Origin of the sequence: Roseicella sp. DB1501 (assembly GCF_013112485.1) — a bacterium.
Lineage (GTDB): Bacteria > Pseudomonadota > Alphaproteobacteria > Acetobacterales > Acetobacteraceae > Paracraurococcus.
Window position 1 is genome coordinate 106,707 of the sequence record NZ_JABFHG010000006.1, and the last position, 24,579, is coordinate 131,285.

Here is a 24,579-nt window from a genome sequence, read left to right on the forward strand (position 1 = left end):
GGTCGGCCCGCGGGCCGCGGCTCGGAACCTCGTGAGCCCAGCGCGAGAGTCGAGGATCAGGCCCGGCCGCGCTACATCCTGGGCATGGAGAGCATCATCTACACCATGGTCCGGGAGGCCGACTGGCGCGAGGCGGAGCGCCTCGGCGCCTATCGCGGCAGCGTCGACGACCGCCGCGACGGCTTCCTGCATTTCTCGACCGCGGCGCAGCTCCGCGCCAGCGCGGCGAAGCATCGCGCCGGCGAGGCGGGGCTGCTGCTGGTCGCGGTCGAGGCGGCGGCGCTCGGCGCGGCCCTGGCCTGGGAGCCGGCGCGGAGCGGCCGGCCGGGTCTCTTCCCGCATCTCCACGCCGCGCTGCCCCTCGCCGCGGTGCGCGGCGTGACGCCGCTGTCGCTCGGCCCGGACGGGCTGCACCGCTTCCCGCCGGACATTCCCTGACCCATCCCCGCGCCGGGCGCGGGCCGCCGCGTCGCCGGCGGGCGGGGCGCCCTCAGCCGTAGAGGAAGCGCCCGAGCTCCGAGAGTCGCGCCGGCCGGCCGAGATGGTAGCCCTGCGCCTCGGCGCAGCCGGCGCCGCGCACCATGGCCAGATGCTCGGCGCCTTCCACGCCCTCTGCGGTCGCGGTCATGCCGAGCTCGGCCGCGAGGCCCGCCACCGAGCGGACGATCGCCAGGCAATCCGGCCGCCGCACCGCATCCCGCACGAAGGACTGGTCGATCTTGATCTTGTCGAAGCGGAAGACGCGCAGATAGGTCAAGGACGCATAGCCGGTGCCGAAATCGTCGAGCGCCAGCCGCACGCCCATGGCCCGCAGCTCGCGCAGCGTCGCCAGCACCGTCTCGCTGTGCTGCAGCAGCACGGATTCCGTGATCTCGAGCTCCAGCCGCTCGGGCGGCAGCCCGGCCGCGGCCAGGGCCTCGCGCACGAGACGCGGCACCTCGCCGCCGATCACCTGCACCGGCGAGAGGTTGACCGCCACCTTCATCCCCGCCGGCCAGGTCGCCGCATCGGCGCAGGCGCGCCGCAGCACCCATTCGCCGAGCGGCAGGATCAGCCCGGATTCCTCGGCCACCGGCACGAATTCGGCCGGCGGGATGGGACCGCGATAGGGGTGGTTCCAGCGCAGCAGCGCCTCGAAACCGGTCGCCCGGTTGCTCCGCAGGTCGATGATCGGCTGGTAGGCCACCGCCACCCCGTCGCCGCTCAGCGCCTCGCGCAGATCGGCCTGCAACAGCAGGCGGTTCTCCCGCTCCGTCGCCATCGGCGGGGTGAAGCAGCGGATGCCGCCGCGCTCCTCCGCCCGGGCGCGGAACAGCGCCAGATCGGCATGGCGCAGCAGCGCCTCGGTCTGCGGCGCCGGCCCCTCGCCGAGGGCGATGCCGATCGTCACCCCGATGCTGGCACGATACTCGCCGAGGGCGAAGGGCGCAGTCAGCGCCGCGCGGATCCGCCGGGCCAGCGCCATCGCCCGCGCCTGCACCGCCTCGCCGGTCAGCAGCAGGGCGAACTCATCCCCATCCAGGCGCGCCGCCATGTCGACCGGGTCGAGGCAGCGGGTGATCCGCGCCGCCGCCTCGCGCAGCAGCAGGTCGCCGACCGCGTGGCCGAGCGCATCGTTGACGCCGCGGAAGCCATCGAGGTCGAGGGCCAGCACCGCCACCGGCGCCTCCCCCCGGCCCGCCTGCAGCAGCCGGTCCTGGAAGGCGGCGCGGTTCGGCAGGCCGGTCAGCGGGTCGTGCAGCGCCAGGAAGCGGATGCGCGCCTCGGCCTCGCGTCGCTCGGTGATGTCCTCGAAGGCGACGGCCAGGCCATCGCCGAGCCGGGTGGCGTGGATGCGCAGCCAGACCATGTCGCGGCCGCGCCTATGGCATTCCTCGGCGCGCAGCGCCTCGCCACGGGCGAGGACATCGGCGAAGGCCCGGATCAGCGCCTCGCCGCGCGGATGCGGGGCCAGCAGCCGCTCCAGCGGCCCTCCCTGGATCGCGTCACGCCGCGCCGCGAAGAGCGCCGCCGCCGCCGGGTTCAGGTAGTCGATGGTGAAGCCAGGCTTCGCCCCGGCCTCTCCCCCGGCTTCTCCCTCGGCCTCTCCCCTGGCCCCATCGGGACGCAACACCATGAACCCGTCCGGCGAGGCGTCCTGCGCCGCGCGGAACTGCGCCTCCACCGTGGCGCGCGCCGCCTCCGCGGCATGCAGGCCGGAGAGGTCGACCATGACGGTCACCGCCCCCACCACCTGCCCCGCCAGGTCGCGCAGCAGGCTCGGGAAGGCGGCGAAGGGAATCCGGCTGCCATCCGGGCGCTCGGCATAGGCCCAGGCGCCGGGCGGCGGCGGTTGGCCACGGAGGCAGAGCGCCGCCGCCGACTGCTCCGGCGGCAGGGGCATGCCGTCCGGGGCGAGGAGCCGCCAGGCGCCGCACCAGTGCCGCTCCAGCAGCGGCGGCGACCATCCCCAGAGCCCGGCCGCGGCGGCGTTGTAGAAGGTGAGGCGGCCGTCGGCATCGACGGTGCAGACCGCGATGCCGAGCGCCTCGATCAGCACCCGCTCGCGCCAGCGCAGCAGGTCGCAGGCCTCGCCGGGGCAGGGCAGGCCGCTGGCCTCGATCGCCGCGAGCAGCGCCGCGGGCAGCGCCGAGCCGGGCGGGACCGTGCCCGCCGCTGCGGCGGCAGGCGCTTGCGGCGCGCTGCCGCCCTCCGGGGATGGGTCGGCGGCCCGGCCGCGGGAGAGCGTCAGGCCAGGTCCGGGGGGTCGACGCATGGCAGGGCATTAATCACTGATGGGATATGTAATGCAATCGAATCTGAATGGGGGCCGGTCATAGGTGGGACACCCTTGCCAGGCCCGGGAGGTTAGCGAATGGCTGCGCCTCAGGGCGGCGTCGCCAGCGGCGCGCCGGCCCGCCGCGCCAGCCCGGCCTGGCGTGCCCGCTCGCTCATCACGCAGGCGAAGACCACGACCGCCCCGCCGGCCAGCATCGCCGGATCCGGCCAGAGCCCCCAGACGGCAAGGTCGAGCGCCACCGAGACCGGCAGCGCGACGAAGCCATAGGGGCCGAGCCGGGCCGCATCGGCATGGCGATAGGCGGCGGCGGTCAGCACCACGGCGCCGCCGGCGATCACCCCGTTGAGGCCGAGCCGCAGCCAATCGGCCGCCGAGGGCGCCACCCAGTCCCGCGCCGCCAGCGCCCCGAACAGCGCCAGCCCGGCGAGGCCCGGCCAGAGCAGCACGCCCGCCAGCCCAGGCTCGTCCCGCAGCCGCCGGTTCACCGTCTGGGTGACGGCGAAGGCCAGGGTGCCGATGCCGACCGCCAGATAGCCGGCGAGCGGCGCCGCCTCCGTCCCGGCGAGGCGCGGCGCGATGGCGAGCAGCACCCCGGCGAAGCCCAGGCCGCACCAGGCCCAGGCGCGCCGCGGCACCGGCTCGCGCAGCAGCAGCGCCGCCAGGGCCAGGGTGAGGAGCGGCGCGGTGAAGAAGACCAGGTAGCCCACGGCCAGCGGCAATTGCCGGAAGGCGAGGAAGAAGCTGGCGGCCGAGAGCAGCATCGCCGCCACCCGCACCGCATGCAGGCCCGGCCGGCGCGTGCGGAGCGGGCCGCCGAAGCCGGGCCAGAGGGCGCGGGCCAGCAGGAAGGCCGGGACCAGCACGGCGTGGCGCAGAAAGATCACCTGCCCGACGCCGTACTGGCCGGAGAGCAACTTGCTGTTCGCATCCAGCAGGCTGAACAGCACGATGCCGGCCAGCAGCAGCGCCGGCCCCTTCACAGCCGCCCCTTCACGGCATGCCCTTCCCCGTTCCCGCATCGCTTCTCGGCGCCGGCAGGCCGATGGTCAACCGCCCGCCCTCCCGCCTGGCGCCGGCGCGGGCTTCCCTTGGCGGCACGGCTCGGGCATTCACCCCGGCGATGACCCCGCGCCTCGCTTCCGCCCTGCTGCCGCTGCTGCGGCGCCTCGATGCCGAGACGGCGCATGGCCTGGCGCTGCGCGCCCTCGGCGCCGGCCTCGCCGGGCGGGATGCCGCGGCGGATGATCCGCGCCTCGCCACCGAGGCCTTCGGGCTGCGCTTCCGCAACCCGATCGGCCTCGCCGCCGGCTTCGACAAGAATGCCGAGGCGGTGCTGCCGCTGATGCGCCTCGGCTTCGGCTTCGTCGAGGCGGGCACCGTCACGCCGCGGCCGCAGCCGGGCAATCCGCGGCCGCGGCTGTTCCGGCTGGAGGAGGACCGGGCGGTCATCAACCGCATGGGCTTCAACAATGCCGGGATCGAGGCGTATCGCGCCCGCCTCGCCGTGCTGGCGCGGCCGCTGCCCGCGGTGCTCGGCGGCAATATCGGCGTCAACAAGGAGGGCGCCGAGCCGCGGCGCGACTATCCGGCGCTCTATGCCGCCCTCGCGCCGCTGACCGATTACGTCACGGTCAACGTCTCCTCGCCCAACACGCCCGGCCTGCGGGACCTGCAGGGCGAGGAGCGGCTGGCGGAGATCCTCGACGCCATCGCCGCGGTGCGGCGGCCGGGCGACCCGCCCCTGCTGGTGAAGATCGCGCCCGACCTGGCCGAGGCGGCGCTGCCGCCGATCGTCGCCGCCTGCGCCGCGCGCGGCGTCGCGGGGCTGATCGTCTCCAACACCACCATCGCGCGGCCCGACAGCCTGCGCTCAGCGTTCAAGGGCGAGGCGGGGGGCCTCTCCGGCGCGCCGCTCTTCGCCCGCTCGACGGAGATGCTGCGCGCCTGCCACCGCGCCGCCCGCGGCACCGGCCTCGCCCTGATCGGCGTCGGCGGCATCGCCTCGGGTGCCGAGGCCTATGCGAAGATCCGCGCCGGCGCGGCGCTGGTGCAGCTCTATACCGGCTTCGCCCTGGCCGGGCCGGCGCTGCTGCCGCGGATCAAGCGCGAGCTGGCGGCGCTGCTGGCGCGCGACGGCTTCGCGCAGGTCGGCGAGGCGGTCGGCCGGGATGCCTGATGTCCCCATGAAGCCGCTGCGCGTCTTCGCGGGGCCCCATGGAGTCCCCTCCTGCCCAAAAGACGTCACGGCCTTCCGAGGCAAAGCCTCGGAAGGGCACCGGGTAGCGATGGTTTCAGCGGGCGGCGCCCGCCTCACCTCCTCGACAGGATGTCCCGATGCAGATTCTCGACGGCATCGCCTCCCTCGCCGATCGCTACGACGGCTACGTGCTGGATCTCTGGGGCGTCGTGCATGACGGCAAGCGGCCCTATCCGGGGGTGCCAGAAGCGCTCGGCGAACTCAAGCGCGCGGGCAAGCGCATCGTCTTCCTGACCAATGCGCCGCGCCGGTCCTGGTTCATCGCCGGCATGCTGGACCGCATGGGGCTCGACCGGGCGTTGTATGACGGCATCATCTCCTCGGGCGAGATCGCCTGGCGGATGCTGAAGCGGCGCGACCATCCCTGGTTCGCCCGGCTCGGCCCGCGCGCCGTCCATATCGGCCCCGAGCGCGACCTCTCGGTGGTGGAGGACGGGGTGGCCGAGCTGGTGGCGGACCCGGCATCGGCCGATTTCCTGCTGAACACCGGCCCCGATCCGGAGCGCGGCTCGCAGGATGCCAGCGCCTACCTGCCGGCGCTCGAGGCGGCGGCGCGGCACCGGCTGCCGATGCTCTGCGTCAATCCGGACCGGCATGTGATGGTGGGCACGGAGCGGCTGATCTGCGCCGGGGCGCTGGCCGATCTCTACAAGCCGATCTGCGGCGACATCTTCGAGGTCGGCAAGCCCGACCCGGCGGTCTACGACCCGGTGCTCGAGCGTCTCGGCATCGCCGACCGGCGCCGCGTGGTCGCCATCGGCGACACGCCGCATACCGATCTCGCCGGGGCGCAGGCGGCGGGGCTGGATGCGCTCTGGGCGCTGACCGGCCTCGCCCAGCACGCGCTCGGCGACAGCCCGACGGCGGAGACGCTGCGCCAGGTGGCGCTGCGCGAGGGCGTCGACCCGATCGCGGCGATCCGCGCGCTGCGCTGGTAGGGCAAGTCGGCCGTCGAGGGGCTCCCACCGACGGCCGCCGGCATCAGGCGGCGGGCTCGGTCTCGTCCGGCCGCGGCGTGCCGCGCTGGCTGATGACGATCAGGCAGGCCGCGGAGATCATGAAGGCAACCGCGGCGATGTCGCCCAGGTGATACCCGGCGCCGAGCTCCTCGCGCCCGAAGATGGAAAGGCCACCGATGACGGCCATCGCAATGGTCCAGGGCCAGATATACTGGCCGATATGAGACATGAGGCGCTTCGACATTCGCCGGACGTTCCCCGTTCTGGGTTGCAGTGGCGCGTTGTCTAGCAGCCCAAGACTGTATCTGGGACGTTACATGCCTCAACTCGATGGGAGCGACGGCGGGCCGCGCCTCAGGGCGTCGCGTGATCCGGCCGGAAAGGCTGCGCCTCCAGGAAGCCGGCGGCGGCGCGCAGCACCAGGCTATCGGCCAGCCGCGGCCCGGCGAGTTGCAGGCCGATCGGCAGCCCGGCCTCGGTGCGGCCGCAGGGCAGCGAGATCGCCGGCCCGTGCGAGAGGTTGAACGGGTAGGAGAACTCCGCCCAGACCAGCCAGTCCCAGGGATGCGGCTCCCAGTGCGGCGGCCGCTGCAGGCCGACCGGGAAGGCGGCGACCGAGGCGGCGGGCGTCGCCAGCAGGTCGAAGCCGGCCGCCTCGAACCAGGAATTCACCGCCGCCGCATAGGCGAAGCGCCGGCCCTGCGCGGCATGGCCCTGCATGAAGGTGAAATCGCGATAGGCCTCGGTGCAGGCGACGAGGCCAGGATCGGTCGCCTCCCGCTCCGCCGCGTCCTTCGGCAGGAAGGGGCGCATGGCGGTGCCCCAAATGTCGCGCTCCAGCGCCGGGCCCTCGGGGCCCCAGGGCGGCGTCACCTGCTCCACCCGCGCGCCGGCGCTCTCCAGGACCTTCACCGCCGCGGCGACCAGCGCCGCCACCTCGGGATCGACGCGGGCATGGCCGAGATCCGGGCTGTAGGCGATGCGCAGCCCGTGCAGCCCGCCCGGCGGCACCTCCGGCGCGAAGCGCTCGCCGAGCGTGGTGTGGTCCAGCGGATGCGGCCCGGCCATGACCGAGAACATCAGCGCCGCATCGGCGACGCTGCGGGTGATCGGCCCGGCATGCGAGAGGGCGCCGTTGTTCGGCACCGGCGCATAGGGCACGCGGCCATAGCTGGGCTTGAAGCCGACCGCGCCGCAGAAATGCGCCGGCAGGCGGATGGAGCCGGCGCCGTCGGTGCCGAGATGCAGCGGGCCGCAGCCCGCCCCGGCCAGCGCCGCGGCGCCGGAGGAGGAGCCGCCCGAGGTCATGCCATGCTGCCAGGGATTGTGCGTCGCGCCGGTCAGCGGATTGTGGCTGACGGCGGTCCAGCCATTCTCGGTCGAGGTGGTCTTGCCAAGCACGATGGCGCCGGCGGCGCGCAGCCGGGCGACCAGCGGCGCATCGGCCGTGGCCGGCGTCGCATCGGTGAGGCGGGAGCCGCGCCGCGTCGGCAGTCCCTCGACCGCCTGGATGTCCTTGATCGTCACCGGCACGCCGTGCAGCAAGCCAACCGCCTCGCCGCGCGCGAGCTGCGCCTCGGCCGCCCGCGCCGCGGCGCGGGCGCCTTCGGCATCCAGCGCGACGAAAGCGTTCAACCGCGGCTCGCAGGCCGCGATGCGCGCCAGCACCGCTTCCGTCACCTCGACCGGCGAGGCGCGCTTCCCGCGCACCATCGCCGCCAGATCGACCGCCGAGGCGGTCGCAAGATCAGTCGCCATAGAGCCTATGCTGGCCCTCGGTCATGATCTCGTCCAGCCGCCGCCCCTCGGTGAAGCCGGCCAGGCCCTCCGGGTAGGCGACGCCTTCGGGCATGCGCGGGCAGGGCTCGGCGGCGCCGATCACCTGCCGCACCGGGAAGCGCGCGGCATAGATCGGCAGGGCGTAGTCCTCCTCCTCGTCGGCCACGCCCTTGCTGCGGATCTTGCCCGAGGCCTGCTCGATCCGCATGCCGATGACGGTGGTGGCCTTCAGCTCCTGCACCGAGCTCGGCCGCAGCGTCGTCGCGCGGTCGGGGTAGAAGCGGTTGATCATGACGTCGAGGGCGCGCGCCTTCTCCGCCGGATCCTCGACGAAATAGGCGTCGCCGAAGCACATGGCCGAGCGGTAGTCGACCGAATGGTTGAAGCCGCAGCGGGCGAGCACGAGGCTGTCGAGATGCGTCACTGTCAGGCAGACCGGGATGCCGGCCTTCTGCTTGCGCAGCATCCGGCTGGCCGAGGAGCCGTGCCAGTAGAGATGCTCGTCCTCGCGCCAGAAGGCGGTCGGGGTGCAGTAGGGCTGGCCGTCGATGATGTAGGCGATGTGGCAGATCATCGCCGCGTCGAGGATGGCATGCACCGAGTCATGGTCGTAGCGCCCCCGCTCGTGCAGGCGGCGGACCTTGTTGCGCTCGGTGACGGGATAGGCCTCGGGCGGGCTCACGGTATCTGGCATCTGGCTGACCTGGAGCGGGTTGCGTCGGGACCATTCAAGCGCCAGGATTGGACCGGCGCGAGGGCCAATCGACATCGAATGCAGTGGTCCAATCCGCGGGAAACACGATGTCCCACGATACCGGCCTGATCCTGCCGGCCCCCGAGCGGGGCAGCGCCGTGCCGGTGCTGCGGCAGCTCTACCTCGCCCTGCGCGGCGCCATCCTGGCCGGACGCCTGCCGCCCGGGGCGCGGCTGCCGGCGACGCGGGCGCTGGCGGCGCAACTCGGCCTCGCCCGCAACACCGTGGTCGCGGCCTATGACCAGCTCCTCGCCGAGGGCTTCATCGAGGGGCGGGTCGGCGCCGGCAGCTTCGTCTCGCGCGACCTGCCGGAGGCGCCGGAACTGCTGCCCCGGCGCCGCGATGACGCCTCCGCGACGGTCCCGCCTCCCGCGGCGCCGGTCCCTTCAGCGGCCCCGTCGAAGGTCCTGTCGGCGGCCGAGGCGCTGGCGGAGGGCGGCGTGCCCGAGGCGCTCGCCGCCCTGCCCTTCAACACCGGTCGCACCGGCTGGGACGGCCGCTCGCAGCGGGTCTGGCGCGCCCTCTCCATCCGCCGCCTCGCCGCCCCGGACCCGGCGATGTTCGGCTATGGCGACCCGCGCGGCAGCCGGGCGCTGCGCGAGGCCATCGCCCGCTACCTCCGCGCCGCCCGCGCCGTGCGCTGCGACCCGGACCAGGTGATGGTGACGGCCGGGGCGCAGCAGGCGATCGACCTGGTGCTGCGCGTGCTGCTCGCGCCCGGCGACCCGGTCTGGGTGGAGGATCCCTGCTACCCGGCGCTGCGCGGCGCCCTCGCCGCGGCCGGGGCGCGGCTGGTGCCGGTGCCGGTGGATACGCAGGGACTCGATGTCGCCGCCGGCATCGCCGCGGCGCCGGCGGCGCGGCTCGCCTATGTCACCCCCTCGGCACAGTATCCGCTCGGCGTCGTGCTCTCCATGGCGCGGCGGCTGGAGCTGCTGGCCTGGGCCCGCCGCGCGGAGGCTTGGCTGATCGAGGACGATTACGACAGCGAGTTCCGCTATGCCGGCCGCCCCCTCGCCTCGCTGCAGGGCATCGATGAGGCGGGGCGGGTGATCTATGTCGGCACCTTCAGCAAGGTGCTCTTCCCTGGCCTCAGGCTCGGCTATGCGGTGCTGCCGCCGGCCCTGCTCGGCCCGGTGCAGGCGGCGCGGCTGCGCAGCGACTGGCACCCGCCGGCGCCGGCCGAGGGGGTGGTGACGGATTTCCTCGCCGAGGGGCATTTCGCCCAGCATCTCCGCCGCATGCGGCTGCAATACCGCACGGCGCGGGACGTTCTGGTGGCGGCGCTGCGCGAGGCGCTGCCCGGCCGCATCGCCGTCGAGCCGCCGGAGCAGGGGCTGAAGCTGCTGGCGCGGCTCGGCGGCGAGGATGACGATGTCGCGGTGGCCGCCGCCGCGGCGCGGCGCGGCGTGGTGGCGCGGCCGGTCGGGCCGATGTACCTCGCCGCGCCGCCGCTGCGGGCGCTGATGCTCGGCTTCTCCGGCTATGAGCCGGCGGCGCTGCGGCGGGCGGCGCGCGGCCTGGCGGCGGCCTTCGGGGATCGTACCGGCTTGCACAGATCCTGACCCGCAGCCGGCTGAGCGCCCGAACGGGCGCCGCCGCTGGTGCGGCGCAGCCAAGCCACCGGAGGTGGCGCCGTCGACCGAGGGAAGTGGTGTGTCAACATCAATGCATGCCGGTATCAGTCCCCGCGCGCCTGAAGCCGCGCCACCGCGGCGAAGCCCGGCTCGGATGCCCGCAGCACCGCGTCGATATCCGCCTCGGTATGCGCCGCGCAGAGGAACATGTTGTGGCGCGGGTGCAGATAGGCGCCGGCCGCGAGCGCGGCGCTGCAGAAGGCGCGGCCGAGGCGGAACTCGCTGTCGCCGTCGAAGAGGAAGAGCGGCATCGAGACCGGCCCGCTCTGCCGCAGCCCGACGCCCGCGGTTCGCGCGCGCTCGGCGAGGCCGGCGCGCAGCCGCTCGCCGAGCCTGGCCAGATGCGCCGGCACCTCGCGCCGCTCCAGCTCATCGAGCGTCGCCAGCGCCGCGGCCATCGGCACCGCCGCGCACCAGAAGGAACCGGTGACGAAGACCCGCGCCGCCGCCTCGCGCAACGCGTCGCAGCCGGTGACGGCGGCGATGGCGTGGCCGTTGCCGAGTGCCTTGCTGAAGGCCGAGAGGTCAGGCCGCACGCCGTATCCCTCCCAGCTCCCGCCCGGATGCAGGCGGAAGCCGGCGCGCACGTCGTCGAGGATCAGCGCCGCGCCGCGCCGGTCGCAGAGCGCCCGCAGCCCGCGCAGGAAGTCGGGATCGGGCATCTCCTGGTCCACGACATTGTCGTGGCGGAAGGCGGTGAGGATGACGCCGGCGAGGTCCTCCCCCGCCGCATCCGCCGCCGCCTCCAGGCTCGCCGGGTCGTTGTAGCGAAAGCGATGCTGGTGCGCGCGGTCCTCCGCCGTGGTGCCGGCGGGCACCGGCGTGCACCAGGGCAGCGCGCCGTGATAGGAGCCCTCGGCCACCAGGATGCCGCGGCGGCCGGTGGCGGCGCGGGCGATGGTGACGCAGGCGGTCGTCGCATCCGTGCCGTTCTTGGCGAAGATCGCCCAATCGGCATGGGCGATGCGCTCCACCAGCCGCTCGGCGAGCTCGACCATCACCGGCGCCGGACCGTTCATCGCATCGCCGAGCGCCGCCTGGCGCGCCGCCGCCCGCTCCACCGCCGGGTCGCGATGGCCGAGCACGATCGGCCCCCAGGCGCACATCAGGTCGACATAGCGCCGGCCATCGGCATCCCAGACATGGCCGGCCTCGGCACGGGCGAAGAATTGCGGATAGCCCTCGGGCATGCGGGCGGCATGCATGTGCCCCCACATGCCGCCCGGCACGACGCGCGCCGCCCGGGCGCGCAGCGCCGCATCGGCGCCTGGACCCTCCTGCGTCACAGCCGCGCCTCCCAGAACATCGGATAGGCGGCGCGCGGCACCTCCTTCAGCCGGTCGCGGATGCCGGCGGGGATGGTGAACTGGCCCCACATCACCGCCGGCACGTGCCGCGCCTCCACCGCCTGGATCGCCTCGGCCAATCGCTTGCGTTCCGCGGCATCGCCGGCCTGGGCGAAGTCGCGCAGCAGCGCCTCCACCTCGCGACTGCAATCCCAGCCGGGATAGTCGGCGCAGGTGTTGGAGACGTAGAAATGCGTCGGCGGCGAGAACATGTCGGTGCCGTTGGCATAGACCGCGAAGAGGTGCCACCCCTCGCGCTTGCCGCGCCGGGCGAGCAGCGTGCCCCAGTCCATGAGCTGCTCCTCCACCTCGAAGCCGGCCTGCTGCATGGCCTGGATCATCACCTGCGCCGCGGTCTGGCTGATGCCGCCGGCGGTGGTCATGAAGGCGAGCTTCTCGCCGCGGTATTGCGTCGCCGCCAGCATGCGCTTCGCCTCGGCCGGGTCGAATGCCATCTCCGCCGCCCCGGCCCGGCTCTCGAGCGGCGCGTCGCAGAGGAAGAAGGCCGGGCAGGCCGGGGCGCGGTAGCGTTCCGGCACGCCGATGGCGGTGAGGATCGCCGCCTGGTCGGCGCAGCGCCACAGCACGCGGCGGATCGCCGGGTCGTCCATCGGCGCCGCCGCGTGGTTGATGCGGAAATTGCCCTGGAACATGTGGATGCCGCCGAGCCCGACCAGCCGCACGCCGCGCGCCTTCTCGAGCCGCGGCAGCAGGTCGAAGGGCAGGTACTGCATGTAGTCCACCTCGCCCGCCATCAGCGCGGTGGCGCCGGTCGCCTGGTCCGGCATGACGCGCAGCGCGATGGCCGGCAGGTGCACGCGCTTGCCGCCGGCGAGGAAATCCGCCGGCTCCTCGCGCGGCAGGTAGCCCTCGAAGCGCTCCAGCACCATGACGTCGCCGGGCCGCCACTCGCCCGGGCGGAAGCGGAAGGGGCCGCTGCCGATCGGCTCGCGGATGCGCTGCTCCACCGGGACGCGCGCCAGGCGCTCGGGCAGCATCACCGGCAGGGGCGCGTTCGGCTTGCCGAGCACGTCGAGCACCATCGGGAAGGGGCGCGACAGCACCAAGCGGAAGCTCCGCGCATCGGTCGCGGCGAGGGTCGCCTTGGCCGCCCAGAGCATGCGGCCGAGGCTGTCGCGCGGCGCCCAGCGCTCGAGGCTCGCCACGCAATCCTGCGCCGTCACCGTCCCGCCGTCATGCCAGCGCAGGCCAGGGCGCAGGCGGAACTCCCAGGTCAGGCCATCGGCGCTGCGCTCCCAGGACTCGACCATCTGCGGCCGGATCATCCCCTGGCCGTCCATGCTGAACAGCGTGTCGAAGACATGCGTGGCGAAGGTGCGGGTGATGGCCGCGGTGGTCGCATGCGGGTCGAGGATGACCACCTCGCTCTCCAGCACCACATTGACCGGCGCCGCCTGCGCCCGCGCGGCGGGGATTGCCCCCGGGATGAAGGGCAGGGTCAGCCCGGCGCCGAGCGCCGCCCGACGCGTGATCGGATGTTCCTGCATCGCCCTGTCTCCCTTCGGCGGCAGCGAGGCTAGACGTACATGGCCCATTGGCAAGCGCCGGCCCGGCTTGGCGGCGAGGGTCGCGCCGGCCATCCTGGCGACGAGAGCGGGAGGGGCGCATGGCGGAACAGGACTGGCGCGAGGCGGCACGGCAGGCGATCCCGCCGCTCGAGGGCGCGCTGCGCCTCCCCGGCCTCGGCGGCCCCGTCACCCTGCTGCGCGATGCCGAGGGCGTGCCGCATCTCCGCGCCGCCAGCGCCCATGACGCCTTCCTCGCCCAGGGCTTCGCGCATGCCCAGGACCGGCTGTTCCAGATGGAGCTGAACCGCCGCCGCGCCCTCGGGCGGTCGGCGGAATGGCTCGGCCCCGCCGCCTTCGCCGCCGATGCGCTGGCGCGGCGCCTCGGCATGGAGGCGGCCTGCCGGCGCGACGTCGCGGCACTCGGCGCCGAGGCGCGGGCGATGCTCGCGGCCTATGTCGCCGGGGTGAACGCCTTCCTCGGCTCCGGCGCGCCATGGCCCGTGGAGTACGCGTTGCTCAAGGCGGCGCCGGAGCCCTGGGAGGACTGGCACTGCCTGGCGGTGATGCGGCGGCTCGGGCTGCTGATGGGCTCGGTCTGGTTCAAGCTCTGGCGCGCCGCCGCCCTGCCCGTCGCCGGGGAGGCGGTGACGCTGCTGCGCTACGACGATGGCGGGACGGATCTCGTCATCGCCCCGGCCGGGGCGGAGGCGGAACGCTGGCGCGCCGGCCTCGCCGATCTCGCCCCCGCCGCGGCGGCGCTGCTGGCGGCGGCGGCGCCGGACGGCACGGGCGGCGGCAGCAACAACTGGGTGGTCTCCGGCGCGCTGAGCGAGACCGGCCGGCCGGTGCTGGCGGGCGATCCGCACCGGGTCTTCGAGGTGCCGGGCATGTATGCCCAAGGGCACATCGCCTGCCCGGATTTCGACGTCATCGGCCTGACCGTGCCCGGCGTGCCGGGCTTCCCGCATTTCGCGCAGAATGGCGGCGTCGCCTGGTGCGTCACCCACACCTTCGCCGATATCCACGACCTCTACCTGGAACGCTTCGACGACGGCGCGCGGCATGCGCTGTTCCGCGACAGGTGGGAGCCGGTCGAGCGGCGCCGAGAGAGCATCGCCATCCGCGGCGAGGCGGCGCGCGAGGTGGAGGTGGTGGCGACGCGCCACGGGCCGGTCATCTGCGGCGATCCGGCGCGCGGCACGGCGCTGGCGCTGAAGAGCGTGCAATTCGCCGAGACCGACCTCTCCTTCGATTGCCTGCCGCGCATGCTGCGCGCCCGGAGCGTCGAGGCGCTGTTCGAGGCGACGCGCGGCTGGGGGCTGATCGACCACAACCTGCTCGCCGCCGACATCGCCGGCCGCACCGGCTGGCTGCTGCGGGCGCGGGTGCCGCGGCGCGGCCGGGAGAACGGCTGGCTGCCGGTGCCGGGCTGGACCGGCGAACATGAATGGCAGGGCTGGATCCCGCACGAGGCCATGCCGCGGCTGCTCGACCCGGCGCCGGGCCTGCTGGCGACCGCCAACAACCGGCCGGTGCCGGACACGCATCCTGATTATCTCTGCACCGATTGCCACCCGCCCTACCGCGCCCGGCGCGTCACCGACCTGCTGGCCGATCCGGCGCTGCGCGGCATCGACGGCGCGGCGCGCATCCATGCCGATACGCTCTCGGTGCCGGCGCGGGAGATGCAGGGCCATCTGGCGCGGCTGCAGGGGCTGCCGCCGGAGGCCGAGGCGCTGCGCCAGGAATTGCTCGCCTGGGACGGGCGGATGGAGGCGGGCTCGCAGGCGGCGGCGCGCTACATCGCGCTGCGCCTCGTTTTGGTGCGGCGGCTCGGCGCGGCGAGCGGCCTCGCCGATCTCGCGGGGCAAGACTGGCTCTCGCCGCCGCCGGGCGTCGCGCCGCTGACGCAGCTCTGGTAGGCGCTGCCCGCCCTGCTGCGAGCCGATGACGTCAGCCTGCTGCGCGGCGAGAGCTGGGAGGCGCTGCTGCGCGCGGCGCTGGCGGAGGTGGCCGCCGCGCCGCCGGCCGAGCCCTGGGGCGCGATGCACCAGCCGCGCTTCCAGCACCCGCTCTCGGCGCTGTTCCCGGAGGCGGCGGCGCTCCTCGACCCGCCCTCCCTGCCGGTTGGCGGCGATGGCGACACGGTGCAGGCGAACGGGCTGGTGGCGCCGCTCGGGCCGCGCGCCGCCTATGGCGCCATCGCCCGCTACGCCTTCGATGTCGGCGCCTTCGAGAACAGCCGCTGGTGCGTCTTCCTCGGCGCCTCCGGGCATCCGGCGAGCCCGCATTACGCCGACCAGAACCCCGCCTGGTCGCGCTGCGAGATGCTGCCGATGCGGGCGGACTGGCCGGGGCTGGAGGCCGGGGCGGCGCTGCGCCAGAGGCTGGTGCCGGATTGATCGCTCCCCACGAAACCGCTGCGCGGCTTCGCGGGGGCCCCATGAGTCCCCTCCTGCCCAAGGTTCGCCACGGCAGGGCAACGGGCAGCGCCGGTTCCGATGGACGCCTTAAACCTTTGCCGCGCGGCCTCGGCGGTCTGTCAGAGCGCCGGCGCCAGGGCCGGGCGGGTCGGCGGTGGGCGGATCAGCGGGTCGGCGGCCAGCAGCCGCGCCGCGCCGAGCAGCAGGAAAGCGGCCTCCCGCGAGGGATGCGGCCGGGCCAGGGCCTGCAGCCGCTGCGCCTGGCGCAGCGCGTGCAGCGCCAGGTCGCGGTCGCCCGCCGCGCTGAAATCCAGGTGGAAGTCGCAAGGGAAGCGCGGCGCCGGCAGCCCGTGCAGCCGCGCCAGCCTGCGCCCCAGCTCGACCGCCGCGCCCTCGAGCAGATCGCCCTCCACCTGCTCGACATCCCGCAGGGTGGCGACCAGCACCATGGGCGGGAGCCCCCGGTCCGGGTGCTCCGCGAGGATCCGGGCAACGAAGGCGCCCATCGCGGACAGGGTCTCGGCGGCCGTCGCACTGGCGATCATGGCGAGGAACATAATAGGAACCAAGCCGGCCCCGCCAGTCCCAATCGCGCCAGTGGCCCGTCAAAGTCCCGTCCGGCTCAGGCGGGCGCATCGGCCGCACCGCGCATGCGACCTGCGCAACCGCCCCCGGGCCGTCGCGGCGGGCCTGCAGGCGTCCCGTGCGCAGGGGGTGGCGAGTCGCAGCGGCAGGATGCGCCGGACCTCCTCGATGGCCGCGGGGTTGGCCCGCACGGAATGGCTGGACCGCACCACCATCTCGGACCCCGCGCCCGCCAGATGGGCGCTGGCCTAGCGCACCACCCCGTCGCTGCGCTCGGCCAACGGGCCATCGCCGAGCGTCGGGACGATGGGATGGACATGGACGCCCGGCGCGACCGGCAGCGGCGCCGTGCAGCCCCCAAGCACGACCAGCGCCGCCAGCAACCAGGCATGGCGAGCGGCCTTCCGACGAGGCCAGCATCCGGCCGGGCCCATCCGGTCCCTGGTTCGGGGACGGCGACCTGTCTGGCCCGTTCGGCGGTCCTGGCACCATGCTCCCTTTCGTCGACGCCACCGGCCTGGGTCATGGGGCAGTCCCGCCTTCGGTCAGGGGCCGTCATCATGGCGATCAGGCAGCGCGGATGCCGGCCTCCCGCACCAGCGCGCCCCATTCCGCATGCTCGCGCCGGACGCGGGCGGCGAAGGCCTCCACCGTGCCACCGCCGATTTCGTCGCCGCGTTCGGCCAGGCGCTGGCGCGGCACCGGATCCCGGCAGGCCTCGTTCAGCGCGGCATTCGCCCGCTGCACGATCTCCGGCGGCAGGCCGCGCGGACCGAACAGGCCCACCCAGGCCGCCACGTGAAAGCCGGGCAGCCCGGCTTCCTCGGCGGTCGGAACATCCGGAAAAGCCGGGTTGCGGTTGGGCGAGGTGACGAAGATCGGCCGCAGCCGCCCCTCCTGCACGAAGCCATGGACCAGCGACGGCGCCTCGAACTGCGTCTGGTAGCGGCCGCCGATGAAGTCCTGCAGGGCCGGCCCGCTGCCGCGGTAATGGATCATGTTGAAGACCGGATTGCCGCCGAGGCGCGCCCGCAGCTTCTCCGCCGTCGCATGGCCGATGCCGCCGGCGCTGGTCGTCCCGAAATCGATCCCGGCCGGCTGCTGGCTCTGCATCCAGGCCACCCATTCGGGAAAGGTGCGGACAGGGATGCCGCTATGCACCATCAGCAGCAGCGGCGATTGCAGCATCAGCCCGATCGGCACGAGGTCGAGCGGGTCGAAGGTCATCCCCGGCATGGTGTGCGGGTTCAGCACGAAGGTGCCGACATTGCCCACGGACAGGGTGTAGCCGTCCGGGCGGGCGCGCAGCACCTGCTCGACCGCGATGTTGCCGCCGGCGCCGGCACGGTTGTCGATGGGCGCCGGCTGGCCGAGCGCGGATTGCAATGAGGTCTGCAGCACCCGGGCGGCGAGGTCGGTCTGCCCGCCGGGCGGGAAGCCCACGATCAGGCTGACCGGTCGCTCCGGCCAGGTGCCGGGACCGCGCGGACCTTGAGCGTGGACGAGACCAGGCGCCGCGAGCCCCGCCCCGGCGAGCATCAGGGCCCGGCGATGCAGCAGGCGCGAAGGCCGGGCGCTTCGGTCGATCATGCCGTCGATTCCTCCCTGTCGGCGGTCTTTGGCCGCCCGGGCAGGACGTTACGCAGACTGCCCTGCCCGATCCAGCGCTTTGCGAAGCGGCCGGGCCGCGGCCCGCGCCCTGCCATGGCCGGCGCGGCGATGCGGCCCCTCCGCCGCGGCCTGTCGTTTCCGCAGCGGAGTCACGCCTCCGGGCGTTCGCGCCCTCCCACAATCTGCTCTAGAATGACGGCGTGACCCCGCGCGACCTCCCGGACGGCGAATCCTCCCTCGCCCCAGCCCAGGCCGCGCCCGCGGCCCGGCCGAAGCCCTCCACCCTGCTGCTCGTGGCGATGACGGGCCTCGGCCCCTTCACCATGCAGATCCTCATCCCGAGCCTGCCGGTGCTCGCGGCGACGCTCGCCGTGCCCTATGCGACCATCCAGCTCACGCTCACCCTCTACCTGGTCGGCGTCGCCCTGGCGCAGCTCGTCTACGGCCCGCTCTCCGACCGCTATGGCCGCAAGCCGCTGCTGCTCGGCGGGCTGGTGCTCTACCTCGCCGGCAGCGTCGCCGCGGCGCTCGCGCCCACGGCCGCCTGGCTGATCGCCGCGCGCGTCGCCCAGGCGGTCGGCGGCTGCGCCGGCCTGGTCCTCGGCCGCGCCATGATCCGCGACAGCTATCCGCGCGAACGGGCGGCGGTGGTGCTCGGCTATGTCAGCACCGCCATGGCGGTGGCACCGATGCTCTCGCCCATCATCGGCAGCCTGCTGCACCAGTATCTCGGCTGGCGCGCCACCATGCTGGCCTGCCTGCTCTTCGGCCTGCCGCTGCTGCTGGCGGTGCGGGCGCGGCTGCCGGAGACCCTGGCGCAGCCGGCGCCGCTGCCGGGGCTCGGCGGCATGCTCGGCGCCTATATCCAGCTGCTGCGCATCCCGGTCTTCCGCGGCTACTGCGCCATCACCGCCTGCGCCACCTCGATGTTCTTCTCCTTCGCCGCCGGCGGCCCGATGGTGGTGGTGCAGGGGCTCGGCCATGTGCCGACCACCTACGCGCTGGCGATGATGCTGGTCTCGCTCGGCTGGAGCAGCGGCACCTTCACCGCCGCCCGGCTGGTGTCGCGGCTCGGCACGGCGCGGATGCTGCGGATCGGCTCGCTCGTCACCACCGCCGGCGGGCTGGTGGCACTCGGCCTGCCGATGCTGGCGACGCCGAGCCTGCTCGCCTTCTTCCTGCCCATGGTGCTGGTCGCGCTCGGCAACGGCATGACCCAGCCGAGCGCCATCGCCGCCGCGGTCAGCGTCCGGCCGATGTTGGCCGGCACCGCCTCGGGGCTGATCGGGGCCCTGCAGATGGGCGCCGGGGCGCTGGCGACGGTGCTCGCCGGGGTGACGGAGGGCGGCGCCGGCATCGCCACCGGTGCCTGGATGCTGGCCGGGGCGCTCGGGGCGCAGCTCGGGCTGCTGCTGGTGCGCCGCGCTGGCGGCTGAGGACCCTTCCTGCGGCCACGCAGGAGGTCCGTGCGCATCACGCGTGGCCGGCGGCGCCCGAGAGGAGCAGCGGGTCGACCTTCAGCTTCGCCAGGGCCTGGAACCACTTGCGGTCGCCCTCGGTGCCGAAGAGCAGCTCCTCGTCCGGCGGCACGGAGAGCCAGGCATTGGCCTGGATCTCCTCCTCGAGCTGGCCCGGCCCCCAGCCGGCATAGCCGAGCGCGAGCAGCCCCTGGCGCGGCCCGCCGCCGCCGGCGATGGCCGTGAGGATGTCGACGCTCGCGGTCAGCGCCAGATCCTCCGTCACATGCAGGGACTGGTCGCTGGACCAGTCAAGCGTGTGCAGCACGAAGCCGCGGCCGCCCTCGACCGGGCCGCCCTGGAAGAGCCGGATGCGCCGCTGCGGCGGCACCGGCTCCAGGCCGAGCTGCTTCAGCAGCTCGTCGAAGGAAAGGCCCTCCAGCGGCTTGTTCAGCACGATGCCCATCGCACCGTCCGGCGAATGGGCACAAAGGCAGATGACGGAGCGGGCGAAGCGCGGATCCTGCATGCTGGGCATGGCGATCAGCACCTGGCCGCCGAGATACCCTTCCTGATACCCCGCCCGATGGTCTCTCAGGGAGGCGGCGCCGGACTCCGATCTGGGACGAGCACGTCTGACCATGCGGGAAAAGATGGCCGCGCCGGGGCCGGGGCGCAAGCGCGACGCAGCGCGGTGACAGCACTGCCCGGAGCCGTTACACCCGGAGCGGGTCCAGCATCAGGGAGGGACCACCCCATGACGATCCAGGTCGGAGACAACATTCCCGCCGCCAGGCTCACCGAGGCGACGGCGGATGGCCCGAAGGAGATCGGCACCGACGAGCTGTTCGGCGGCAAGACCGTCGTGCTGTTCGGCGTGCCCGGCGCCTTCACCCCCACATGCTCGGCCAAGCACCTGCCGGGCTTCGTCGAGCAGTACCAGGCCCTGAAGGCCAAGGGCGCGGATGTCGTCGCCTGCATGGCGGTGAACGACGCCTTCGTCATGCGCGCCTGGGGCAAGGACCAGGGCGTCGCCGACAAGGTGGTCATGATCGCCGATGGCAGCGCCGACTTCACCCGGAAGCTCGGCCTCGAGCTCGACCTGACGGCGCGCGGCCTCGGCCTCCGTTGCCAGCGCTTCGCGCTGATCGCCAAGAACGGCAAGGTGGCGCATATCGGCGTCGAGGCGCCGGGCGCCTTCGAGGTCAGCAAGGCCGAGGCGGTTCTCGAGGCGCTCTGACCGCGATCCCGTCCGCCGCGCTCCCCGCGAGCGCGGCGGACCGACGGTCCTGTTGGGCGCACGCCCCCTGGAGGAACCGAGCCACGCGCCCGTGGCATGGCCCCCTGGCGCACGCCTCCGGCGCGATGTCGCTCGCGCTCCCCGCCTCGGCGCCTATACTGGGCCCTGCGCGGCTTCCCCGCACGGTCCGGTCCTCCGCGCGAGGCCTCCTGGGCCGGCCCGGCCGCCGCTGGTCCAGACGGAGCATGCCGGCCTTGAATCCCTTCGCCGTCGCCAATCCCTTCGCCACCGCGACCCTCGCCTGGCAGACCGCCTTCGTCTTCACCCTGCGCAGCATGCGGCTCTGGACCGAGCCGGCGGCGGCGCAGGCGCGGCTCGCCGCCTATGCGCTCGAGAAGCAGAAGGCCTTCGCGGCCGGCGCCATGGCGGCGGGCCAGGCCGCGCTCGCCGGCGCGGCCGCCCCGGCGGTGATCGAGGCGGCGCTCGCCCCGGCGCATCGCCGGGTCCGGGCGAATGCCCGCAAGCTCATGCAGGGCTGAGTCGCCCGCGCCTGGACCATGATCCGCTCACACAGGTCCGCGGATCATGGTCCAGGCCGTTGTTTGATCGCGTGTTTCACGCCGTTCGGTGAGTCCACCTCAAGCGATCACGCTCTAGTTCCGCGCCGGCACGGCCTGGCCGGGCCAGCGCCATTCCGGCAGCACGCCGAGCCGCAGCCGGGCGGCGCTCAGGACCCGCCCCTCCAATGCCAGAGGCAGGTCGAGCACCGGCGGCCCGCCCTCGGCCGGCCTGCGGCCCAGCAGGCCGATCAGGGCCTGCCCGGCCAGCGCCGCCTGCTGCGTCAACAGCCCGGCCCCCGCCGCCGCCCGCAGCAGGGCATCGGCCCCCGTCACCTGCAGCGCCGCCTCGCCCCTCGGCTGCAAGGCCCGGTCGAGCCCGAGCCGCGCCGAGCCCTGCGCCGTCAGCGGCCCCCAGCGCAGCGCGAGGTCATGCGCCTCCAGCGCGCCGCCCGCCTCCCGCCAGGCCGCGGCTCGCGCCGCCAGGGTGCCGGCCATCGGCAAGGGCCCGCTCAGCGCCAGGTCGAGATGCAGCGCCTGCATCGTGCGGCCGAGCACCTCGGTGGCCTGGCCCAGGCCCGGCGGCAATTGCAGGCCGCTGACGGCGAGGCCGAGCCGCGCCCCGGTCTCGCCGGCCGGGCCCGGCGGCAGGTCGAGATGCAGCCCCAGCCGCTCCGCCTCGACAAGGCCGGCCGGGCTGCGCAGCCGCAGCCGCCGGGCCGCGAGCGGCAGTTCCCGCAGCGAGTCCCCGGCCGCGAGCGGCAGTTCCGCGGTGAACCGGTCGGCCGTGACATGCAGGTCGAAGCTCTCGCCGAAGACCCGCTGCCAGCCGAGCAGCTCGAGCGTCAGGCGACGCGGCTGCAGCGGCGAGAGACGCAGCCGCACGCCCTCGGCCTGCCACTCGACGCCGCCGGGCACGAGATCCTCGGCGCCGCCGAGCCGAGTCCAGGGCAGGAACAAGGTCGCGGCGAAGGGCCAGCCGCCGCGCTCCGGCGCGTCATAGGTTACCAGCCAGCCCTCGCTGCGCCGCTGCGCCGCCCAGGCCTCGAACTGCGTCTCGAGCTCGCCGACCGCCCAGCGCCAGACCAGGGCATGCAGCAGGGCCAGCACCAGCGCGACGCGGAGGAGGCCGCGCAGGAGGCGCGCCGGCAGGCTGCCAGAGCGCCGCGGCCGGCGATCGGACAGGAACGGCTTGAGGGACATTTCGCAGAGCGATATACGCCCTCGCCACGCTTCCGGCGAGCGTCGCGGCGTTCGTCGGCGCCTGACCGCGCCGGGTTGCCCAGCCTGGACCCATGGTCCAGGTCATCGTTCGATCGCATGATTCCGCTTTTCGGTGACACCGCCTTCAAGCGATCACGCTCCAGGACCCGCATGCCCAGCCTGCCCAGCGCGACCGCCCCGCTCGATCCCGACGGCAATCTCTACGTCTTCGCCTATGGCTCGCTGATCTGGCGCCCCGGCTTCGCCCATGCCGCGATGCATCCGGCGCTGCTCCGGGGCTTCCACCGCCGCTTCTGCATCTGGAGCCGCTACTATCGCGGCTCGCCGGAGGCGCCGGGGCTAGTCCTTGGCCTCGATCGCGGCGGCGCCTGCCGCGGCGCGGCCTTCCGCGTGCCCGGGGCGGAGGCCGCGGCGGTGCTCGACTACCTCGATGCGCGGGAGAACATCGGCGACGAGATCGTCTATAGGCGCCGGTTGCTGCCGGTGCGGCTGCTCGATGCGGGCCGCTTGGTGCGGGCCGTCACTTATGTGGTCGATCGCGGCACGGCGCAGTATTGCCGCCCGGCGGCTGAGGAGGCGGCGCGGGCCATCGCGCTCGGCATGGGCCAGGCGGGCGCCAACCGCGACTACCTGCTGAACACGCTCTCGCATCTACGGGCCATGGGCGTGCGGGATGCCGGGCTGGACCGGATCGCCGCCCTGCTGCCGCCGCGGCTGCCCGAGCCGGGCTGATCGCATCCGGCCCGGCCGAAAGGCGTCGTTTCGATCGCAACGGCCGGCCGTGAGGGCGGTCCGCCGCGCCTGCCGAACGGATTGTCCACAAGCCGCGGCGCAGCATCCTGGAGCTTCACCAACAGGTTGTGAAATCCTGGGAAGGATGCCTGGGCGCGGCATGGGTTTCCCTGAATTTTCGTTGTTTTCCAGTGCATTGCCGTGATCGGCCACTGTGGAGAACCCCCGCCATTGTTCTGCTGGGTTGCAGAAAACCGGCCCTTTGCAGCGACTTGCGACTATTGATTAGAATCAAGGGCGAAGCGTCGCCGCAGCACTTTCCACTGACTTATCCACAGGAACCACGGCCTGGGGTTGATTCGGATCCAACTCGATCAGGAAAGCCAATTCACGGGTCAGGGCTGCCCGCGGGCGCCCGGCCGGGATCGGCGGCCGCACCGCGATGGTGATGGTCCCCGGCATCTTGCGGAAGGCGCGCCGGCCCCAGTGCCGGCCGCTATCGGTGGCGACCGGCACCACCGGCAGGCCCGTGGCGCTGGCCAGCGCCGCGATCCCCGGCTGGATCGGGCGCCGCTGGCCGAGGGCGGCGCGGGTGCCCTCGGGGAAGATCACCACCTGCCGCCCCGCCTCGGCGGCCTCGCGCCCGGCCTTCACCAGGTGGCGCAGCGCGCTCGCCCCGGCCGTCCGGTCCACCGCGATCTGCCGCGTCTTCCAGGAATACCACCCATAGACCGGGAGCCAGAGCAGCTCCTTCTTCAGCACGTAGACCGCATCCGGCAGCAGGGCGAACCAGACGAAGGTGTCGAAGGCCGACTGGTGCTTGGCGGCGATGAGGGCCGGGCCGCCACGCGGCAGGTTCTCGCGCCCCTCCACCCGCAGATGGATGCCGCAGAGCCAGCGGAGCAGCGCCAGCACCGCCAGCGCGTGCCAGCGCATCGGCGGCACCAGCCAGCGCCGCGGCGCCAGCAGCAGCGGCAGGGCGAGCAGCCCCATCGCCACCGTCACGCTCCAGAAGGCGATGTTGAACAGCAGGGAGCGCAGCCAGATCATGATCGAGCATCCAGGGGCCGTGACGCCGGCCCGGTGACGCCGGCCCGGACGGCGAGGTATTTCAGGTATTCGCGTCCGAGCAGCGACCAGGTGTGCAGCCGCCCCGCCGCGCCGGCCTCGCGCAGCGGCGCCGGCAGCATCGGATAGGGCAGCAGCGCCACCTCGGGCAGGGCGCGGCGCAGTTCGAGCAGCGCGCGCGGCATGTGATAGCCGGCAGTGACGATCCGAAGCGAGGCGAGATGCTCGGACCGCGCCCAGGCCGCGATCTCCGTTGCGTTGCCGCGGGTGGTGGTCGCCGCGCGCCCCAGCGTCACCCGGTCCGCGAGCGTCTCGGGCGGCAGGGCGGCGAGCCGCGCCAGGTCGCCGAGCGTGACCCGCGGATGCACGCCCGAGACCAGCAGGACCCGCCCGCGCCCCTCCCGCAGCAGGCGCAGCCCGGTCTCCACCCGCTCGGCGCCGCCGGTCAGCACCGCGATGCCGTCGGTCGGCCGTTCCGGCGTCTCCGGCCAGGCGGCGGCGAGCGAGAGGAAGCGGACGAAGCCGGCGCCGAGCAGCAGCAGCGGCAGCACCGGCAGGAGCAGCAGCAACAGCCGGCGCCGCAGCAACCGACGCCGCAGCCCGCGACGCGGCGGGAGGGCGGGGTCGGCATCGCGCATCGGG

21 protein-coding genes and 1 pseudogene are annotated in these 24,579 nt (G+C 74.0%); 9 read left to right on the forward strand and 13 right to left on the reverse strand.

The annotated features are described in order from the left end of the window. Positions 1–84 precede the first annotated feature (84 nt). Complete coding sequence (locus HJG45_RS13285; RefSeq protein ID WP_171612606.1) at positions 85–438, forward strand: DUF952 domain-containing protein; 354 nt, start codon at positions 85–87, stop codon at positions 436–438. Between the two features lie 52 nt (positions 439–490). On the opposite strand, the gene HJG45_RS13290 is transcribed toward HJG45_RS13285, so the two are convergent. Beyond that, positions 491–2,755 carry a bifunctional diguanylate cyclase/phosphodiesterase gene (locus HJG45_RS13290; protein WP_171612607.1) on the reverse strand — a complete coding sequence of 755 codons (2,265 nt, stop codon included), beginning with the start codon at positions 2,753–2,755 and terminating at the stop codon, positions 491–493. Between the two features lie 110 nt (positions 2,756–2,865). After that, complete coding sequence (locus tag HJG45_RS13295) at positions 2,866–3,759, reverse strand: DMT family transporter (RefSeq protein ID WP_368040581.1); 894 nt, start codon at positions 3,757–3,759, stop codon at positions 2,866–2,868. 140 nt (positions 3,760–3,899) lie between these two features. Between HJG45_RS13295 and HJG45_RS13300 the strand changes: the two genes are divergently transcribed. Together HJG45_RS13300 and HJG45_RS13305 are read left to right on the forward strand one after the other, a co-directional pair. Then, a complete protein-coding gene (locus tag HJG45_RS13300) occupies positions 3,900–4,955 on the forward strand; it encodes a quinone-dependent dihydroorotate dehydrogenase (RefSeq protein WP_171612608.1) in 1,056 nt (351 codons plus the stop codon). 158 nt (positions 4,956–5,113) lie between these two features. After that, positions 5,114–5,974, forward strand: a complete 861-nt coding sequence (locus tag HJG45_RS13305) for a TIGR01459 family HAD-type hydrolase (protein WP_171612609.1) — start codon at positions 5,114–5,116, stop codon at positions 5,972–5,974. Positions 5,975–6,017: 43 nt separating this feature from the next. On the opposite strand, the gene HJG45_RS13310 is transcribed toward HJG45_RS13305, so the two are convergent. From HJG45_RS13310 to HJG45_RS13320, 3 genes are all read right to left on the reverse strand, one after another. After that, positions 6,018–6,239 (reverse strand): hypothetical protein, encoded by a 222-nt coding sequence (locus tag HJG45_RS13310; protein ID WP_171612610.1) that lies wholly within the window; start codon positions 6,237–6,239, stop codon positions 6,018–6,020. 110 nt (positions 6,240–6,349) lie between these two features. After that, positions 6,350–7,753, reverse strand: a complete 1,404-nt coding sequence (locus HJG45_RS13315) for an amidase family protein (protein WP_171612611.1) — start codon at positions 7,751–7,753, stop codon at positions 6,350–6,352. After that, complete coding sequence (locus tag HJG45_RS13320) at positions 7,743–8,468, reverse strand: pyridoxamine 5'-phosphate oxidase family protein (RefSeq protein WP_171612612.1); 726 nt, start codon at positions 8,466–8,468, stop codon at positions 7,743–7,745. The genes HJG45_RS13315 and HJG45_RS13320 overlap by 11 nt, the downstream gene beginning before the upstream one ends. Positions 8,469–8,575: 107 nt before the next feature. On the opposite strand from HJG45_RS13320, the gene HJG45_RS13325 reads away from it, so the two are divergent. Further along, positions 8,576–10,093: a PLP-dependent aminotransferase family protein gene (locus HJG45_RS13325; RefSeq protein WP_171612613.1), complete on the forward strand. Its 1,518-nt coding sequence runs from the start codon at positions 8,576–8,578 to the stop codon at positions 10,091–10,093. Positions 10,094–10,209: 116 nt separating this feature from the next. Here the strand turns inward: HJG45_RS13325 and HJG45_RS13330 are convergent, their stop codons facing one another. Together HJG45_RS13330 and HJG45_RS13335 are read right to left on the reverse strand one after the other, a co-directional pair. After that, positions 10,210–11,451 carry an aminotransferase class III-fold pyridoxal phosphate-dependent enzyme gene (locus tag HJG45_RS13330; RefSeq protein ID WP_368040582.1) on the reverse strand — a complete coding sequence of 414 codons (1,242 nt, stop codon included), beginning with the start codon at positions 11,449–11,451 and terminating at the stop codon, positions 10,210–10,212. Then, on the reverse strand, positions 11,448–13,019 hold the full coding sequence (locus HJG45_RS13335; RefSeq protein ID WP_171612614.1) for an ABC transporter substrate-binding protein: 1,572 nt from the start codon (positions 13,017–13,019) through the stop codon (positions 11,448–11,450). The genes HJG45_RS13330 and HJG45_RS13335 overlap by 4 nt, the downstream gene beginning before the upstream one ends. Positions 13,020–13,138: 119 nt before the next feature. Here HJG45_RS13335 and HJG45_RS13340 point away from each other — a divergent pair. Then, a pseudogene (locus tag HJG45_RS13340) lies at positions 13,139–15,442 on the forward strand (penicillin acylase family protein). 140 nt (positions 15,443–15,582) lie between these two features. Here HJG45_RS13340 and HJG45_RS13350 read toward each other — a convergent pair. Both HJG45_RS13350 and HJG45_RS13355 read right to left on the reverse strand, forming a co-directional pair. Next, positions 15,583–16,020 carry a hypothetical protein gene (locus HJG45_RS13350; RefSeq protein ID WP_171612617.1) on the reverse strand — a complete coding sequence of 146 codons (438 nt, stop codon included), beginning with the start codon at positions 16,018–16,020 and terminating at the stop codon, positions 15,583–15,585. Between the two features lie 595 nt (positions 16,021–16,615). Then, positions 16,616–17,638, reverse strand: a complete 1,023-nt coding sequence (locus tag HJG45_RS13355) for a tripartite tricarboxylate transporter substrate binding protein (protein WP_171612618.1) — start codon at positions 17,636–17,638, stop codon at positions 16,616–16,618. A gap of 221 nt (positions 17,639–17,859) precedes the next feature. Between HJG45_RS13355 and HJG45_RS13360 the strand changes: the two genes are divergently transcribed. Continuing rightward, on the forward strand, positions 17,860–19,095 hold the full coding sequence (locus HJG45_RS13360; protein WP_171612619.1) for a Bcr/CflA family efflux MFS transporter: 1,236 nt from the start codon (positions 17,860–17,862) through the stop codon (positions 19,093–19,095). A 37-nt stretch (positions 19,096–19,132) separates the two neighbouring features. Here HJG45_RS13360 and HJG45_RS13365 read toward each other — a convergent pair whose 3' ends face one another. Next, entirely contained in the window at positions 19,133–19,759 is a 627-nt protein-coding gene (locus HJG45_RS13365) for a YqgE/AlgH family protein (protein ID WP_171612620.1), read from the reverse strand. A 114-nt stretch (positions 19,760–19,873) separates the two neighbouring features. On the opposite strand from HJG45_RS13365, the gene HJG45_RS13370 reads away from it, so the two are divergent. Both HJG45_RS13370 and HJG45_RS13375 read left to right on the forward strand, forming a co-directional pair. Next, on the forward strand, positions 19,874–20,356 hold the full coding sequence (locus HJG45_RS13370) for a peroxiredoxin (RefSeq protein ID WP_171612621.1): 483 nt from the start codon (positions 19,874–19,876) through the stop codon (positions 20,354–20,356). A gap of 254 nt (positions 20,357–20,610) precedes the next feature. Next, positions 20,611–20,895 (forward strand): hypothetical protein, encoded by a 285-nt coding sequence (locus HJG45_RS13375; RefSeq protein ID WP_171612622.1) that lies wholly within the window; start codon positions 20,611–20,613, stop codon positions 20,893–20,895. A 114-nt stretch (positions 20,896–21,009) separates the two neighbouring features. Here the strand turns inward: HJG45_RS13375 and HJG45_RS13380 are convergent, their stop codons facing one another. Next, on the reverse strand, positions 21,010–22,116 hold the full coding sequence (locus tag HJG45_RS13380; protein ID WP_171612623.1) for a DUF2125 domain-containing protein: 1,107 nt from the start codon (positions 22,114–22,116) through the stop codon (positions 21,010–21,012). Positions 22,117–22,287: 171 nt separating this feature from the next. On the opposite strand from HJG45_RS13380, the gene HJG45_RS13385 reads away from it, so the two are divergent. Next, positions 22,288–22,869 carry a gamma-glutamylcyclotransferase gene (locus HJG45_RS13385; protein ID WP_171612624.1) on the forward strand — a complete coding sequence of 194 codons (582 nt, stop codon included), beginning with the start codon at positions 22,288–22,290 and terminating at the stop codon, positions 22,867–22,869. Positions 22,870–23,160: 291 nt separating this feature from the next. On the opposite strand, the gene HJG45_RS13390 is transcribed toward HJG45_RS13385, so the two are convergent. Both HJG45_RS13390 and HJG45_RS13395 read right to left on the reverse strand, forming a co-directional pair. Further along, a complete protein-coding gene (locus HJG45_RS13390) occupies positions 23,161–23,919 on the reverse strand; it encodes a 1-acyl-sn-glycerol-3-phosphate acyltransferase (RefSeq protein ID WP_171612625.1) in 759 nt (252 codons plus the stop codon). After that, the gene (locus HJG45_RS13395) at positions 23,916–24,575 is read right to left on the reverse strand and encodes a YdcF family protein (protein ID WP_254452501.1); all 660 of its coding nucleotides are present in this window, start codon (positions 24,573–24,575) and stop codon (positions 23,916–23,918) included. The genes HJG45_RS13390 and HJG45_RS13395 overlap by 4 nt, the downstream gene beginning before the upstream one ends. Between the last annotated feature and the right edge of the window lie 4 nt (positions 24,576–24,579).